We start from the raw sequence: 13,552 nt of genomic DNA, 5'->3' as shown, positions 1-13,552 counted from the left end.
CACATTAAAGATCGATCAGCATCCGCATCGGATCCTCGATCGCTTCTTTCATAATTTTTAGCGCCGTAACCGCCTCGCGTCCGTCGATCAGGCGGTGGTCGTAACTCAGCGCCAGATACATCATCGGGCGCACCACGATCTCGCCGTCGATCACCACGGCGCGATCCTCAATCCGGTGCAGGCCGAGCACGGCGCTTTGCGGCGGATTGATGATCGGGGTGGACATCAGGCTGCCGAATACGCCGCCGTTGGAGATGGTGAAGGTGCCGCCCTTCATATCGTCCATCGTCAGCGTGCCGTCCTTCGCCCGCGCACCGAAATTAGCGATGTCCTTCTCGATCTGTGCGAAGCCTTTCTGGTCGGCATTGCGGATCACCGGAACGACGAGGCCGTTGGGCGCGCTGACCGCTACCGAAATATCGACGTAGTCGTGATAGACGATTTCCTCGCCTTCGATATACGCATTGGCGGCGGGAACGTCCTTCAGCGCGAGGCAGGCCGCCTTGGCGAAGAAACCCATGAAGCCGAGCTTGATATCGTGCTTCTTGGCGAACAGTTCCTTGTACTTGCCGCGCGCCTCGATCACGGCGCTCATGTCCACATCGTTGAAAGTGGTCAGCAGAGCGGCGTTGTCCTGCGCGCCTTTCAGACGTTTCGCGATGGTCTGCCGCATCCGGGTCATCTTGACCCGTTCCTCGCGGCGCTCACCGGTCGAGGAAGGCTGGGCGGTGGATGGGGAAGGGGCAGGGGCCGAGGTCGATGCGCCCTGGCCGGACTGCTTCGCCTTGGCAGCAGCCAGCACGTCTTCCTTGGTCAGGCGGCCGTCCTTGCCAGACCCTTTGATGGTGGAGGGATCGAGCCCGTGTTCCAGCACCGCACGCCGGACAGATGGGCTGAGCGCCTGCGCTTCGCTTGACGCGCCGTCGCTGCTTTTTTCTGCGTCGTCCTGCTTTTCAGAGCGTTCTTCGCGCCCTTCCTCGCGTTGTTGCTGGGCGCGGGCCGGTTCCTCGCCGTCGCCTGCCGGGGTACCTCCGGGCATAACGGTGGCGATCACCGCGCCGACTTCCACCGTATCGCCGACTTCGGCCATCAGCTCGCCGATGACCCCCGCCACTGGGGATGGCACCTCGACTGCGACCTTATCGGTTTCCAGACTGACGATAGGTTCATCCACCGCAACCCCGTCGCCCGGCTGCTTGAGCCATTCGGCGATAGTGCCCTCGGTGACGGATTCGCCCAGCTGCGGGACGGTGATTTCCTGTGCCATGATGCCTTAAACCTTCTTTTCGGCCTTGACCGTTTTCTTGAGCGCGCGTTTTGCCTGCCCGCCATCTGCGAGGCCCAGTGCAATCGTGACTAGCGCGTCCTGCTGGACTTTGTGGCGGGTGGCATAACCGGTTGCCGGGGATGCCGCTTCCTCGCGCCCAGCGTAAATCGGGCGCATGCCGTCTTTCCCTGCCTGGGTCAGGGCGTTTTCGATCCGTTCATTGACGAAGAACCAGGCGCCATTATTACGCGGCTCTTCCTGACACCAGACCACCTCTTCCAGGTTGGTCATGCGTTCGAGACGCACGGCCAATGGGTTGCCGGGGAAGGGATAAAGCTGCTCGATCCGCACGATCGACACATCATCGCAGCCGCCATCTTCCTTTGCCTTGTCGCGTGCTTCGAACAAATCATAGGCAACCTTGCCGGAGCATAATACGAGCCGCCGGACTTTCTCGTCCGGTACCTCGACCCTGTCCGACAGTATCCGGTAGAAATGGCTATCACCCAGAAACTGCTCGCGCGGACTTTTCGCTTCGGCATGACGCAGCAGGCTCTTGGGCGACATGATCACCAGCGGTTTACGGAATGGGCGCAGCATCTGGCGCCGCAGCACGTGGAAATAATTCGCCGGTTCGGTGATATTGCACACTTGGATATTATCGTTCGCGCACATTTGCAGAAACCGTTCGAGGCGGGCGCTGGAATGTTCCGGTCCCTGACCTTCATATCCATGCGGCAGCAGCAGTACGAGACCGTTGGCACGCAGCCACTTCACTTCGCCGCTGACGATGAACTGGTCGATCATGATCTGCGCGCCATTGGCGAAATCGCCAAACTGCGCTTCCCACATGACCAGCGTCTTGGGGTCCGCCAACGCGAAGCCGTATTCAAAGCCCAGCACGCCATATTCGGACAGGATGCTGTCATACACCTCGAATTTGCCATGGGGCAGGGTGGCAAGCGGAATGTATTTATCCTCGCTCTTCTGGTCGACCCAGATCGCGTGGCGATGGCTGAACGTGCCGCGCCCGCTATCCTGCCCGGAAAGGCGCACGCCGAAACCTTCGGTAACAAGGCTGCCGAAGGCGAGCGCCTCCGCCGTGGCCCAGTCGAAGCCTTCGCCGGCGTCGAACATATCCGTCTTCGCCTTGAGAATGCGGCCCAGGGTCTTGTGGATCGTGACGTTCCCGGGAACTTCGGTCAGCGTGCGGCCCAGGCTGTCGAACAACTTGCGCGTGATCGCCGTGTCCGCATTGCGCCGCGCGGTTTCCGGGTCGGCGGGCTTGTGCAACCCGCTCCACCGGCCGGAAAACCAGTCGGCATCGGTTGCCTTGTACGTTTTGCCCGCTTCGAATTCGCCCGAAAGATATTCGGTGAATTCGTCCACCGTGCGGCCTTTGAATGCCTCGTCGATATCACCCTGTTCGACCAGCCGGTCGGCGTAGATTTCGCTGACCTTGGGATGCGCGCGAATTTCCTTGTACATCAGCGGCTGGGTGAAGCTGGGCTCGTCGCCCTCGTTATGGCCGAACCGTCGGTAGCACCACATGTCGATCACGATATCGCGCTTGAAGGTCTGGCGGTATTCCATTGCCAGCTTGCAGGCAAAAGTCACCGCTTCGGGATCGTCGCCGTTCACGTGCAGGATCGGCGCCTGCACGCCCTTCGCCACATCTGACGGATAGGGGCTGGAGCGCGCGAATTGCGGGCTGGTGGTGAAGCCGATCTGGTTGTTGATGATGAAGTGGATGCAGCCGCCGGTGCTGTAGCCGCGCACTCCCGACAGGCCGAAACATTCCCAGACCACGCCTTGCCCGGCGAAGGCCGCATCGCCGTGAATAAGCACGGGCAACACCTGTTCGTGATCGTCCAGATCGTCGCGCACAGCCTGCTGCGCGCGGGTCTTGCCGAGCACGACCGGGTCCACCGCTTCCAGATGCGAGGGATTGGGAACCAGGCTCATATGCACTTTAACGCCGTCGAATTCGCGGTCCGTGCTGGTGCCAAGGTGGTATTTCACATCGCCCGAACCGCCCACGTCGTCGGGATTGGAACTGCCGCCCTGGAATTCGTGAAAGATCACCTTGTACGGCTTACCCATGACGTTCGCGAGCACGTTCAAACGGCCACGATGCGCCATGCCGACGATGATTTCGCGTACGCCGGAGCTGCCGCCATATTTGATGACCGCTTCCAGCGCCGGGATCATGCTTTCCCCGCCATCCAGGCCGAAGCGCTTGGTGCCGACATATTTCTTGCCGAGAAACGCCTCGAACTGTTCGCCGCGGATTACGGCGGACAGGATGGCTTGTTTGCCTTCCTGCGTAAACTGAATGACGTCTTCCGGGCCTTCGAACTTTTCCTGCAGGAACCGGCGTTCCTCGGTATCTGAAATATGCATGTATTCGAGGCCGACCTTGCCGCAATAGTCGGCCTGCAGCTTGGCGTAGAGGTCACGGACAGTCACCCATTCGAAGCCCATATTGCCGCCGACGAAGACTTCCAGGTCTTCCTGTCCCTCGAAACCGTGCCAGGCCAGCGTCAGATCGGCGGGCATATCGCGGTGCGACAGGCCCAGCGGATCGAGGTCTGCAGCCAGATGACCGCGCACGCGGTACAGCCGGATGAGCAACATGGCGCGGATGCTGTCCCCCGCCGCCTGTTCGATGGCGGACTGGTCCATGACCTTGCCAGCCTTCGCCGCCGCCTTTTCGACTGCCAGCTTCATCGCCGTTGGATCGAGCGCTTCGGTCAGATCATCGTCGAACCCCGGCGCGCGGGGTGGCCAATTCGGATTGGCCCACGAAGGACCTTCCTGCGGTCCATCCTGATCGGGCATTTCGGGCATGAAGTCGTGGTTTTCGTTACCCATTGTCGGGTTACCTTTCGCGCCGCCGGGGGACTGCGGCTATGATGATACGGCATTGCGGACCGCCGCCATGAACTGACAATGCCCCGACGTTACGGAAAGCTCCCGCAGATTTGCGAAAGCCTTCCGTCCGTAACAACCCTCAGGCGTGTTCTTTCAGCATTGCATCCAGCGTGGTGCCCAATTCGCTGGGTGATGGCGAAACGCGGATGCCCGCATCCTCCATCGCCGCGATCTTGTCGTCCGCGCCGCCCTTGCTGCCCGATACGATGGCACCGGCATGGCCCATGCGGCGGCCCGGAGGCGCGGTCTTGCCTGCGATGAAGCCGACGGTCGGCTTGCTGCGACCCTTGGCGGCCTGCTCTTTCAGAAATTCTGCGGCTTCTTCTTCGGCGCTGCCACCGATTTCGCCGATCATTATCATGGATTTGGTTTCATTATCGTCGAGGAACAGGTCCAGCACGTCGATGAAGTTGGTCCCGTTTACCGGATCGCCGCCGATGCCGACAGCGGTGGTCTGGCCAAGGCCAACCATCGTCGTCTGGTGCACGGCCTCGTATGTGAGAGTACCGGAGCGCGAAACGACCCCGACCGAGCCCTTCTTGAAGATCGAGCCGGGCATGATGCCGATCTTGCATTCGCCGGGTGTCAGCACGCCGGGGCAGTTCGGACCGATCAGGCGCGACTTGGAGCCTTCAAGCGCCGCCTTCACCTTGACCATGTCGAGCACCGGAATGCCTTCAGTAATCGCGATGATAAGTTCGACTTCGGCATCGATCGCCTCGCAAATCGCGTCGGCAGCAAATGGCGGCGGCACATAGATGCAGCTTGCCGTCGCACCGGTTTCAGACTTAGCCTCACGCACGGTGTTGAAGTTCGGCAGGCCGATATGCGTCGTGCCGCCTTTACCGGGCGTGACACCCGCAACCATTTGCGTCCCGTAATCGAGCGCCTGCTGCGTGTGGAAGGTGCCGGTGTCGCCGGTCATCCCTTGAGTGATGACCTTGGTGTTCTTGTCTACGAGGATGGACATTTCGACTCCTAAAACGCTGTGGCGATTAGCCGAACTTTCGGCTTTTCAGATTTTTCATCGGTGAAGAACTGCAAACCACGCACGCCATTGTCTATCTGAACCATCCAGATCATCGAGGTCTGCTGTTTCAACGGTTTGCCTAGGGATTTTTTGAGTGAGTTTTTCAAAGCGGATTGCGTGCCTCTGCTTTCGAGAACCGCTTCCACAACACAGGTGCGCGATACGCCGTCATCGTCTTTCGGAAACGCAACCGTGATCGGTAAGTCGCGATGGATGAACGTGCCATTCCCGTCAGAAGTCCACGCCCCGGTATTATGGAAAGCCTCTCTTGACGCTCCTGTTTTTACGACGGCTCGCATACAATCTATCGCTGCCGATTGCGTGTAAGCAAGCGACGGAAGCGGTGTTTCTGATGCAGCCGATGCGCTCCAGCACAGCGTACAAACTGCTAATAAATGTGGAAACCTAAGCAAGGTCGCTATCCAGCCCCTTACACGCCTCCAGCAGTTCCTCGACCGCGTCAGTGCTGACCTTAAGGTTGCCCTTTTCCTCGTCTGACAGTTCGATCTCGATCACTTCCTCAGTGCCGCCTGCGCCGATCACGGTGGGGACGCCGACATACAGTCCGTCAAGGCCGTACTTGCCTTCGACATAACTGGCGCAGGGCAGGATGCGTTTCTGGTCGCCGAGATAGGCTTCGGCCATGCTGATCGCACTGGTGGCGGGGGCGTAATAGGCCGAACCGTTGCCGAGCAGGCCGACGATCTCTCCGCCGCCTTTGCGGGTGCGGTCGACGATTTCATCGATGCGACTGGCCGAAACGCCCTTGATCTTGGCGTAGTCATCGACCGGGATGCCGTTAATCGTGGTATAGCTTTTCACAGGAACCATCGTATCGCCGTGGCCGCCCAGCACGAACGCGTTCACATCCTTAACCGAACATTCGAATTCCCATGCGAGGAAGGTGGCGAAGCGCGCGCTGTCGAGCACACCGGCCATGCCGACCACCTTGTTATGTGGCAGGCCGGAAAATTCGCGCAATGCCCAGACCATCGCGTCCAGCGGGTTTGTGATGCAGATGACGAACGCGTCGGGCGCGTTGTTCTTGATGCCTTCGCCAACGGCCTTCATCACCTTCAGGTTGATGCCCAGCAAATCGTCGCGGCTCATGCCAGGTTTGCGCGGCACACCTGCGGTGACGATCACGACATCGGCGCCGGCGATATCGGCGTAATCGTTGGAGCCTGTGATTTTAGCATCAAAACCCTCGACCGGGCCGCACTGCGAAAGATCGAGCGCCTTGCCCTGCGGCATACCTTCGGCAATGTCGAACAGGACGATGTCGCCCATTTCCTTCTTCGCGGCGAGGTGGGCGAGCGTACCGCCAATCATGCCGGAGCCGATAAGCGCGATCTTTTTGCGTGCCATGGAGAGGGGAATGTCCTTACCTTGCGCGGAACCCCCGAAACTGCATCCTGCGCAGGGCCGGGCCTTTAGAAAAATTGTGCAGCAAACCCCGTCCGGTTCCGCGAAAGGCCATCACGAAGGGGTCTGCCGGCTGTTGCGCTTGGACTAAGCTTGCGCCCACGCGAATGCAACCGGCAATGCCTGTTGCAAAACAACTATCTTTGCAATTGGTTCGCAGTTTCAATAACGCGCTTGGCAGAGGTATCGCGAGTGGTCTGCGCGCTCCGCCAATGCGTCAGCTCGCTGCTTTGGGAGCGCTCGTTTCCTGCACCAGTTCGGCGGCGCAGCGCCGGTCGAGCGTCTGGCAGATCGAGGCCCACCAACGATATGCACCCGCATCACCTGCCAGCCGCGCGCGCCGTGCCTGTGCCGCCGCTTCACGCGCAGCCGCCTCGCCATGTCGCACATAGTGCCGTAGAGCGGCGCTCAGCACGTTGCGTCCGCCGGCGTTCCGCAGATCGCCCGGGCCATTATCGTTTGCTGGCTTCCCAATGGCGCGCCGCGAAAGGGCCCGCGCTACGGGCGAACCTTCGGGTGTACGGGCAGCAGCGAAGTGAACCGTCATACGTAAGACCCTATAATTCGGTTTGTGCGATTATGGCGGGATACTCGTTCCGCCGGTAGCCACCCTTTAGGCGCGAACCCGCTAAGCCTTCGTTCCGTCACACGGTTTCGCAGGCGTTAATCACACCGTTTCGGCCGGCTTATTGGGTCGGGCGAGCGATCCAGCGGCCGCTATCAGCATATTCGGGGCGAACGGCGCCGGATTGCGGCTGGATTGCGTCGGCGCGTGATGGGGTGGCAACGGGCAATGTGTTGCGATCGGGTGCGATGTCCTTCACTGCCGCTGCCGCTTGCTTGCGGGCCGCCTCGTAAGCTTGCGCCAACACCACCGGATCGGTCAGCGCCGAGGGGACGACTGTGTGGGATGGTTGATCGGCCGACGCCCATGCGCGGTTATGGGCGGGGCGAGGCGCGGGGGCGGCCAGCGGTTCGCCGCCGCGATAGGAACCGGTAAAGGCGGCGAGGCGACCTGCCGCGCCTTTCCATCTGTAGAACCGGTGCGCGCCGATCGTGCGAATGAAGTCCAGGCTTGGGGCCCAGTACGGATTTACCCAAGTGGTGTGGTAATGCGTGGCCGTACCGACGGGCTTGAACACCTCGCCGCCCAGCATTTGTACCGCAACGCCGCGCGCGCGGTTCCAGCTTGCGCGGCCGGCCTTGCGCGCCATCGAACCATCGCAGGTGAAGCTGAACTGGCACCCGGTGCGCCGTTCGCTGCCCTGAAACACCACGCCGCACACAGTGCCGGGATAGGTCGGATGGGACACGCGGTTGAGGACGACTTGCGCGACGGCCTTCTGTCCATCGATGCTTTCGCTGGCGGCCTCGTAATAGATGGCGAGCGACAGACATTGCAGCGCGCGCGCCTTGTCGGTCCCGCTTCCGAGCTGCCGGAAGGAACGAGCCGCAGCGGTTACCAGACCGGCGCTTGTTGCATTTTCGGAAAGGAGCGGCGGTATGCTGGCTGCGTTATAGTCGTTGGACAGCCTCGCACCATCCAGGGTGCCCAAATCGGCCCTTGCGGCGGAAAGGTCGATGCGAGGCGGGTCTGCGAGATAGAAGAAGGCGGAACCTGGAAAGCTCGATCCGGCGGTTTCGAAGGGCATCGGCGTGACCGGAGCGGCTTTGGCGCTCAGGTTCGCACCGATCATCGGAGCGCGCCAGTCCGCTGGGGAGGCCATGGCCGGTACCGCGATTGCTACAGCCAGCGCGGTCAACCGCCGCCCGCGATGCCGGATACGCTGCTTGCCCGCGATCCCACGCTCGCCCCGCGCAAGACGCTGCGCAAAATCGCGCGGGCGTTCCTCGGCATAGAGCATCGGCTGTGGGACGGTAGGTTGCGGCAAGAACGGCTCCGGTGAGGGGGAGGCAAAGGTGGGGGTTAGCAAGCGTGCCGGAGATGTAGCCGGTTTGCGCGCGTATGTGCTGTACCGCGTCGCCAGCGTCCGATAGCGGGACAGCTTGCAAGGGGGACTTAAATGTCGCGGTAAAAAAGCGATGAACCTGCCTGCAGGACTTGTCCGCGCGCAGCCTCGCGACTAATACCCGCTGCGTGTCATGGGTTGCCGATGGCGGGCGGGAACGCTTGCCGGAAGCCTAAGAGGGAAGTGAGGTCGATGCCTCCGCTGCCCCCGCAACTGTGACCGGGGAGCGCGCACTCCATCAGCCACTGGCTCATCCATCAGGGTGGGCCGGGAAGGCGGGGCGCGATGCAACGATCCGGGAGCCAGGAGACCTGCCGATGACGCGCTGTTCAGCCGGCGGGCGGGGTGTATCGCGGGCAATGGGTGCGTTGTGCATGCGGGGATAGTCCTCGTGCGCAGCCTCTCCATCATGAGCGGCATCAATGTCGTTCCTGATTGGAGATATCATGCGTAAATATCTGTTTTTACTTACATCGTCATTGGCCCTTGGAGTTCCTGCGGCAGCGCAGGATGGGGTCTATGACCCTGTCGAAGGTCCCAGGTGCGTCGATGATATATGTCGCACTGTCGGTTACCGCGCGAAGCTGCCCGATCGTGAAATTACGGTGACGGCCACCGGTGAACCGTCTCCGATCACCTCGACCGGACAGGCCGTGACGGTCATCGATCTTGAAGAGATCGAAAGCGTGCAGGGCGAGGACATCACCCGTGTGCTCGAACGCGCGCCTGGCGTCACCATCACGCGCAATGGCGGCGTAGGTGCCACCACCAGCGTACGCGTACGCGGGAGCCAGGCGGAACAGGTTCTGGTGCTGATCGACGGTGTGCGCGTAGCCGATCCTGCGGCGCCCGGCGGCGGCTATGATTTCGGCAATCTGTTGCCCGGCAATCTGGAAAAGATCGAAATCCTGCGCGGATCGAACAGCGTGATCTGGGGTAGCCAGGCGATCGGCGGTGTCATTCTGGCCGAAACCGCGCGTGCGCAAAGTGGTTTGGGCGGCAGCCTCTCGGCCGAGTATGGAGCCCGCGACACCACCTATATTTCCGGCGATATCGGCTTCGGCACGCGCGATTATGGCATGACGGCCTATGGCGGATATTATGACACGGACGGCTTTAGCGCCGCTGCTGCCGGGACCGAAGACGATGCGTTTCGCCAGTACAGCGCCGGGGTCAACGCCTATGCCGCCATCACCGATTTTGCCACGTTGCGGCTGGCCGGGCGCTATTCCGACGGCGCACTCGAATTCGATTTTCCGCCCTTCGATACGGCCGATACGCAAGACACGATCCAGTATTCCGGCAGCGCCGCGCTGGACCTGACGTTCGAGGCGCTGGACGTCAGCGCCTCCTACTCGCTTGCCGATACGGAACGTGAGAATGACGGCGCATTCGGGCCATTCGGTTTCGACGGTTACAACGAACGTATCGATCTGCGTGCAGCGGGCAGACTGACCGACGCGCTCACCTTGCGCGCGGGCGGTAATGTCGAATGGTCGAACTTCGCCAGCACCTTCGACACACCTGCGGACGAGCAATCGCGCGCCGCATACACCCAGCTCGATTACACCGCCGGCGGCGTGCATCTGGCGGCGGGCGTGCGCATCGACGATTACGACAGCTTCGGCAGCGAGGTCAGCTTTGGCGCGGACGCCAGTTGGCAGTTCGCGCCAGATGTGCGCGCCCGCGCCAGCTTCGGGGAAGGCTACAAGGCCCCGACCCTGTACCAGCTGTTCGGTGGGTTTGTCGGTAATCCGGCGCTGGAAGCGGAACGCAGCAGCAGCTTCGATATCGGCCTCGATTACGGCAGCGGGAGCGATCCGGTATTCGCCAGCGTAACAGCCTTTCGCCGGGATATCGAGAACCAGATCGAATTCGACGGAAGCTTCGTATATTTCAACATCGCCGAAGTGCGCGCGCAGGGTGTGGAGCTGGAGCTGGGTGTCCGGCCCGGCGAGCGTTTTGAAGTGCTCGCCGCTTATACCTATCTCGATACCAAAAACCGCACGGCCGGTTCGGCTTTCGAGGGCAATGTACTGGCCCGCCGACCCGATCACGCGCTGACGTTCTCAGCCGATTGGGAGGTACCGCTCGGCAGATTGAAGCTGGGCGGCGATATTCGCCTGGTCGGTGACAGTTTCGATCGCGCCGACAATATCCTGCGGCTGGACGGGTATGAGATGGTGACGCTGCGCGCCGCGCTGCCGGTAGGCGAGAAGCTGGAGCTGTTTGGCCGCATCGAGAACCTGTTCGACGAACAATACCAGACGGCGGCGGGCTATGGCACGGCGGGTCGCGGCGGGTTTGCCGGGGTGAGGGCGCGGTTCTGAGGATCGGCCCCCCTCTCATTGCGTCATCCTCGCGAATGCGGGGATCCAGTGCGGCGCGCATCCCGCGTTGGCTCTGGATTCCTGTTTTTGCGGGCATGACGATGGTGCTGGGGGCATGCGGGAAAACCGGACCGGGCATGGAAGCGCCGCCGGAAGCGCGCCCCACCATTGTCAGCCTGAACCCGTGCGCCGATGCCATTCTGGCCGAGGTCAGCGAGCCGGGACAATTGCTGGCGATTTCGCATTACAGCCACGATCCGCGCTCTACCTCGATGGACCTGAAAGCGGCGCGCGCCATTCCGGCGACCGGAGGGACGGTGGAGGAGGTGTTGGCGCTTGATCCCGACTTGGTGGTGGCTAGCACGTTCCTGCCGCCCGCCACTCGCGCAAGCTTCGCCGAACTGGGTATCGAGGTAGAATTGCTGGGGATCGCATCGAGCGTGGAAACCAGCATAGCGCAGATCCGCCAGCTCGCACGCATTGCGGGGCAACCGGCGCGCGGCGAGCGGCTTGTCGCGCGTATCGACCGAGCATTGGCGCGAGCGCAGCCCAGTGCAAAGGCCAAGCCGGTCTCTGCCGTATTGTGGCAGCCGGGCGGAATCGTGCCGGGCGAAAGCGCGCTCGTGACGCAAATCATGCAGCGGACCGGTTTCCTCAGCCATAGCGCGCAGCGCGGAATGGAGCAGGCGGAGTTCCTGGCGCTCGAAAACCTGCTGGCCGATCCGCCGGATCTGCTCCTGACCGCAGGGGCGGAACGTGCTCAGCAGCACGAGGCCTTGGCCGCTGTTCCCGGTATGCGAACAGCAGAATTTGCGCCGTCGCTGCTGTATTGTGGCGGCCCGACGATCATTCGGGCGGCGCAGCGGTTGGCGATCATCCGCGAGCAAGGCGCATGAGCCGCGCTGCCGTAATTTTTGGCGTCCTCCTGATTGTCGTGTTTCCGTTATCGCTGCTGGCTGGGCGTGTCTGGATCGATCCGGCAAGCACACCTAACGCCGCAGTTATTCTTGCCGAACTGCGTTTGCCGCGCTCCATCCTTGCCATAGTCATCGGAGCGGGAATGGGCGCGGCGGGTGCGGCCATGCAGGGGTTTCTGCGCAATCCGCTGGCCGATCCGGGACTGTTCGGGATCGCGCCCAGCGCGGCATTGGGCGCGGTTGCCAGCATTTATTTCGGCTTGCAGGGCATCTGGTGGGCGCTTCCGTTGTTCGCGCTGGTTGGGGCGGCCACCGGCATGGCACTGCTCGCGCTGATCGCCGGGCGCACCGGCGGGATCGCACTGTTTACGCTGGCAGGGCTGATGATAGCCAGCCTTACCGGAACGCTCACCAGCTTCGCTATCAGTCTTGCCCCCAACGCCTTCGCCATGAGCGAAATAGTGAGCTGGCTGCTAGGCGCGCTGACCGATCGGGGATGGCGGGACGTCTGGCTGGCTACGCCGCTGACGCTGGCTGGCATTGTGTGTCTTCTGCTTACTGCGCGCGGGTTGGATGCCTTGACACTGGGCGACGCGGCGGCGCGGTCGATGGGAACGAACCCGGCAGCCGTGCAGGCGTGGCTGATCGCCGGCATCGGACTGACGGTGGGAAGCGGGGTTGCGGTGGCGGGGATCGTTGGCTTCGTCGGCCTGATCGTGCCGCATCTGGTGCGCCCGCTGACGGACCGCCGCCCGGGCTCGCTCATCACACCCAGTGCGCTGGCAGGCGGGCTGTTAGTGCTGGTGGCGGACGTCGCCTGCCGCGCCTTGCCGCTGGTTACGGAATTGCGGCTGGGCATCGCGTTGAGCCTGATCGGCGCGCCGTTCTTCCTCTGGCTGCTGCTGCGGATGCGGCGCAGCGAAGCTGGATGGTTGGCATGACATTATCTGGCCAAAATCTGATTCTGGCAAAGCGGCTGACGGACGTCTCGGTCGCTTTTGAACAGGGCGAGATTACCGCCATTTGCGGGCCGAACGGCGCAGGCAAGTCGACGCTGCTTCAGGGCATGGCGGGATTGCTGTCATTCGATAGCGGACAGGCGATGCTGGACGATACGCCGCTCGCCTTACTCGCGCCTCGCGACCGTGCGAAGCGGATAGGGTACCTGCCGCAGGACGGCCAGATCGCGTGGGATGTGTCGGTGCGCAATCTCGTCCAGCTTGGCCGGTTGCCCCATGGCGACATTGGCGAGAAAGCGGTGGACCGCGCTATTGAAGCGCTGGACCTGCATGGCTTGCAATCGCGCCCGATCTCGCAAGTCTCAGGCGGGGAACGGGCGCGAGTGCTGCTAGCGCGGGTACTCGCCGGAGAGCCGGACTGGATCCTTGCGGACGAGCCATTGGCCGCCCTCGACCTCGCGCACCAGCTGGCGTTGCTGCGGCATTTGCGGTTGCAGGCGGATGCAGGGCGCGGGGTGGTGATCGTGCTGCACGACCTCGCCTTGGCGCGAAACCATGCGGACCGCGTGATCGTGCTTTCGAACGGAGCACTGGCGGCGGACGGACCGCCGGACATCGCGTTATCGCCTGAGGTTCTGCGCGCAGTCTGGGGTGTCGAAGCGACCTGGCTGTCCGACGGCGGCCAGCAGGCACTGGTTGCGCGTCCGGGGGTTTAGTCAA

General features: G+C 62.2%; 11 protein-coding genes and 1 riboswitch. Of the genes, 4 read left to right on the top strand and 7 right to left on the bottom strand.

The annotated features are described in order from the left end of the window. Window positions 1-4 precede the first annotated feature (4 nt). The 7 genes from odhB to HME9302_RS07140 form a co-directional block, all read right to left on the bottom strand. Window positions 5-1,267 carry a 2-oxoglutarate dehydrogenase complex dihydrolipoyllysine-residue succinyltransferase gene (odhB, locus tag HME9302_RS07170; RefSeq protein WP_115366447.1) on the bottom strand — a complete coding sequence of 421 codons (1,263 nt, stop codon included), beginning with the start codon at window positions 1,265-1,267 and terminating at the stop codon, window positions 5-7. Window positions 1,268-1,273: 6 nt separating this feature from the next. Further along, entirely contained in the window at window positions 1,274-4,141 is a 2,868-nt protein-coding gene (locus tag HME9302_RS07165; protein ID WP_115366446.1) for a 2-oxoglutarate dehydrogenase E1 component, read from the bottom strand. A 139-nt stretch (window positions 4,142-4,280) separates the two neighbouring features. Beyond that, window positions 4,281-5,171: a succinate--CoA ligase subunit alpha gene (sucD, locus tag HME9302_RS07160; protein ID WP_115366445.1), complete on the bottom strand. Its 891-nt coding sequence runs from the start codon at window positions 5,169-5,171 to the stop codon at window positions 4,281-4,283. A gap of 8 nt (window positions 5,172-5,179) precedes the next feature. Beyond that, the gene (locus HME9302_RS07155; protein WP_115366444.1) at window positions 5,180-5,530 is read right to left on the bottom strand and encodes a hypothetical protein; all 351 of its coding nucleotides are present in this window, start codon (window positions 5,528-5,530) and stop codon (window positions 5,180-5,182) included. A 106-nt stretch (window positions 5,531-5,636) separates the two neighbouring features. Next, window positions 5,637-6,599 carry a malate dehydrogenase gene (mdh, locus tag HME9302_RS07150; protein WP_115366443.1) on the bottom strand — a complete coding sequence of 321 codons (963 nt, stop codon included), beginning with the start codon at window positions 6,597-6,599 and terminating at the stop codon, window positions 5,637-5,639. Between the two features lie 274 nt (window positions 6,600-6,873). After that, window positions 6,874-7,203: a hypothetical protein gene (locus HME9302_RS07145; RefSeq protein WP_115366442.1), complete on the bottom strand. Its 330-nt coding sequence runs from the start codon at window positions 7,201-7,203 to the stop codon at window positions 6,874-6,876. Window positions 7,204-7,342: 139 nt separating this feature from the next. Continuing rightward, window positions 7,343-8,548, bottom strand: a complete 1,206-nt coding sequence (locus HME9302_RS07140; protein ID WP_230079912.1) for a cell wall hydrolase — start codon at window positions 8,546-8,548, stop codon at window positions 7,343-7,345. Between the two features lie 196 nt (window positions 8,549-8,744). Then, window positions 8,745-8,959, top strand: a riboswitch (cobalamin riboswitch). Window positions 8,960-9,072: 113 nt separating this feature from the next. On the opposite strand from HME9302_RS07140, the gene HME9302_RS07135 reads away from it, so the two are divergent. The 4 genes from HME9302_RS07135 to HME9302_RS07120 all read left to right on the top strand — a co-directional run bounded on the left by HME9302_RS07135 (window position 9,073) and on the right by HME9302_RS07120 (window position 13,548). Beyond that, window positions 9,073-10,956, top strand: coding sequence for a TonB-dependent receptor plug domain-containing protein (locus HME9302_RS07135; RefSeq protein WP_115366440.1), 1,884 nt, complete (start codon window positions 9,073-9,075; stop codon window positions 10,954-10,956). 137 nt (window positions 10,957-11,093) lie between these two features. Then, entirely contained in the window at window positions 11,094-11,852 is a 759-nt protein-coding gene (locus HME9302_RS07130) for an ABC transporter substrate-binding protein (RefSeq protein ID WP_115367564.1), read from the top strand. Further along, the gene (locus HME9302_RS07125; protein WP_115366439.1) at window positions 11,849-12,814 is read left to right on the top strand and encodes a FecCD family ABC transporter permease; all 966 of its coding nucleotides are present in this window, start codon (window positions 11,849-11,851) and stop codon (window positions 12,812-12,814) included. Before HME9302_RS07130 ends, HME9302_RS07125 begins: the two co-directional genes overlap by 4 nt. Further along, complete coding sequence (locus HME9302_RS07120; RefSeq protein ID WP_115367563.1) at window positions 12,811-13,548, top strand: ABC transporter ATP-binding protein; 738 nt, start codon at window positions 12,811-12,813, stop codon at window positions 13,546-13,548. The genes HME9302_RS07125 and HME9302_RS07120 overlap by 4 nt, the downstream gene beginning before the upstream one ends. Window positions 13,549-13,552: the final 4 nt, after the last annotated feature.

Source organism: Alteripontixanthobacter maritimus (assembly GCF_003340475.1).
In the GTDB taxonomy this organism is placed as follows: Bacteria; Pseudomonadota; Alphaproteobacteria; order Sphingomonadales; family Sphingomonadaceae; genus Alteripontixanthobacter; species Alteripontixanthobacter maritimus.
The sequence above is the reverse complement of the archived record's forward strand: the minus strand, read 5'-3'. Positions and strand labels throughout refer to the sequence as shown.

What these genes read in the sequence shown, in the direction of transcription:
- mdh (WP_115366443.1), bottom strand. Translation starts at nt 6,599, where the DNA reads ATGGCACGCAAAAAGATCGCGCTTATCGGCTCCGGCATGATTGGCGGT.
- HME9302_RS07135 (WP_115366440.1), top strand. Translation starts at nt 9,073, where the DNA reads ATGCGTAAATATCTGTTTTTACTTACATCGTCATTGGCCCTTGGAGTT.
- HME9302_RS07125 (WP_115366439.1), top strand. Translation starts at nt 11,849, where the DNA reads ATGAGCCGCGCTGCCGTAATTTTTGGCGTCCTCCTGATTGTCGTGTTT.
- HME9302_RS07120 (WP_115367563.1), top strand. Translation starts at nt 12,811, where the DNA reads ATGACATTATCTGGCCAAAATCTGATTCTGGCAAAGCGGCTGACGGAC.
- HME9302_RS07130 (WP_115367564.1), top strand. Translation starts at nt 11,094, where the DNA reads ATGGAAGCGCCGCCGGAAGCGCGCCCCACCATTGTCAGCCTGAACCCG.
- odhB (WP_115366447.1), bottom strand. Translation starts at nt 1,267, where the DNA reads ATGGCACAGGAAATCACCGTCCCGCAGCTGGGCGAATCCGTCACCGAG.
- HME9302_RS07165 (WP_115366446.1), bottom strand. Translation starts at nt 4,141, where the DNA reads ATGGGTAACGAAAACCACGACTTCATGCCCGAAATGCCCGATCAGGAT.
- sucD (WP_115366445.1), bottom strand. Translation starts at nt 5,171, where the DNA reads ATGTCCATCCTCGTAGACAAGAACACCAAGGTCATCACTCAAGGGATG.
- HME9302_RS07155 (WP_115366444.1), bottom strand. Translation starts at nt 5,530, where the DNA reads ATGCGAGCCGTCGTAAAAACAGGAGCGTCAAGAGAGGCTTTCCATAAT.
- HME9302_RS07145 (WP_115366442.1), bottom strand. Translation starts at nt 7,203, where the DNA reads ATGACGGTTCACTTCGCTGCTGCCCGTACACCCGAAGGTTCGCCCGTA.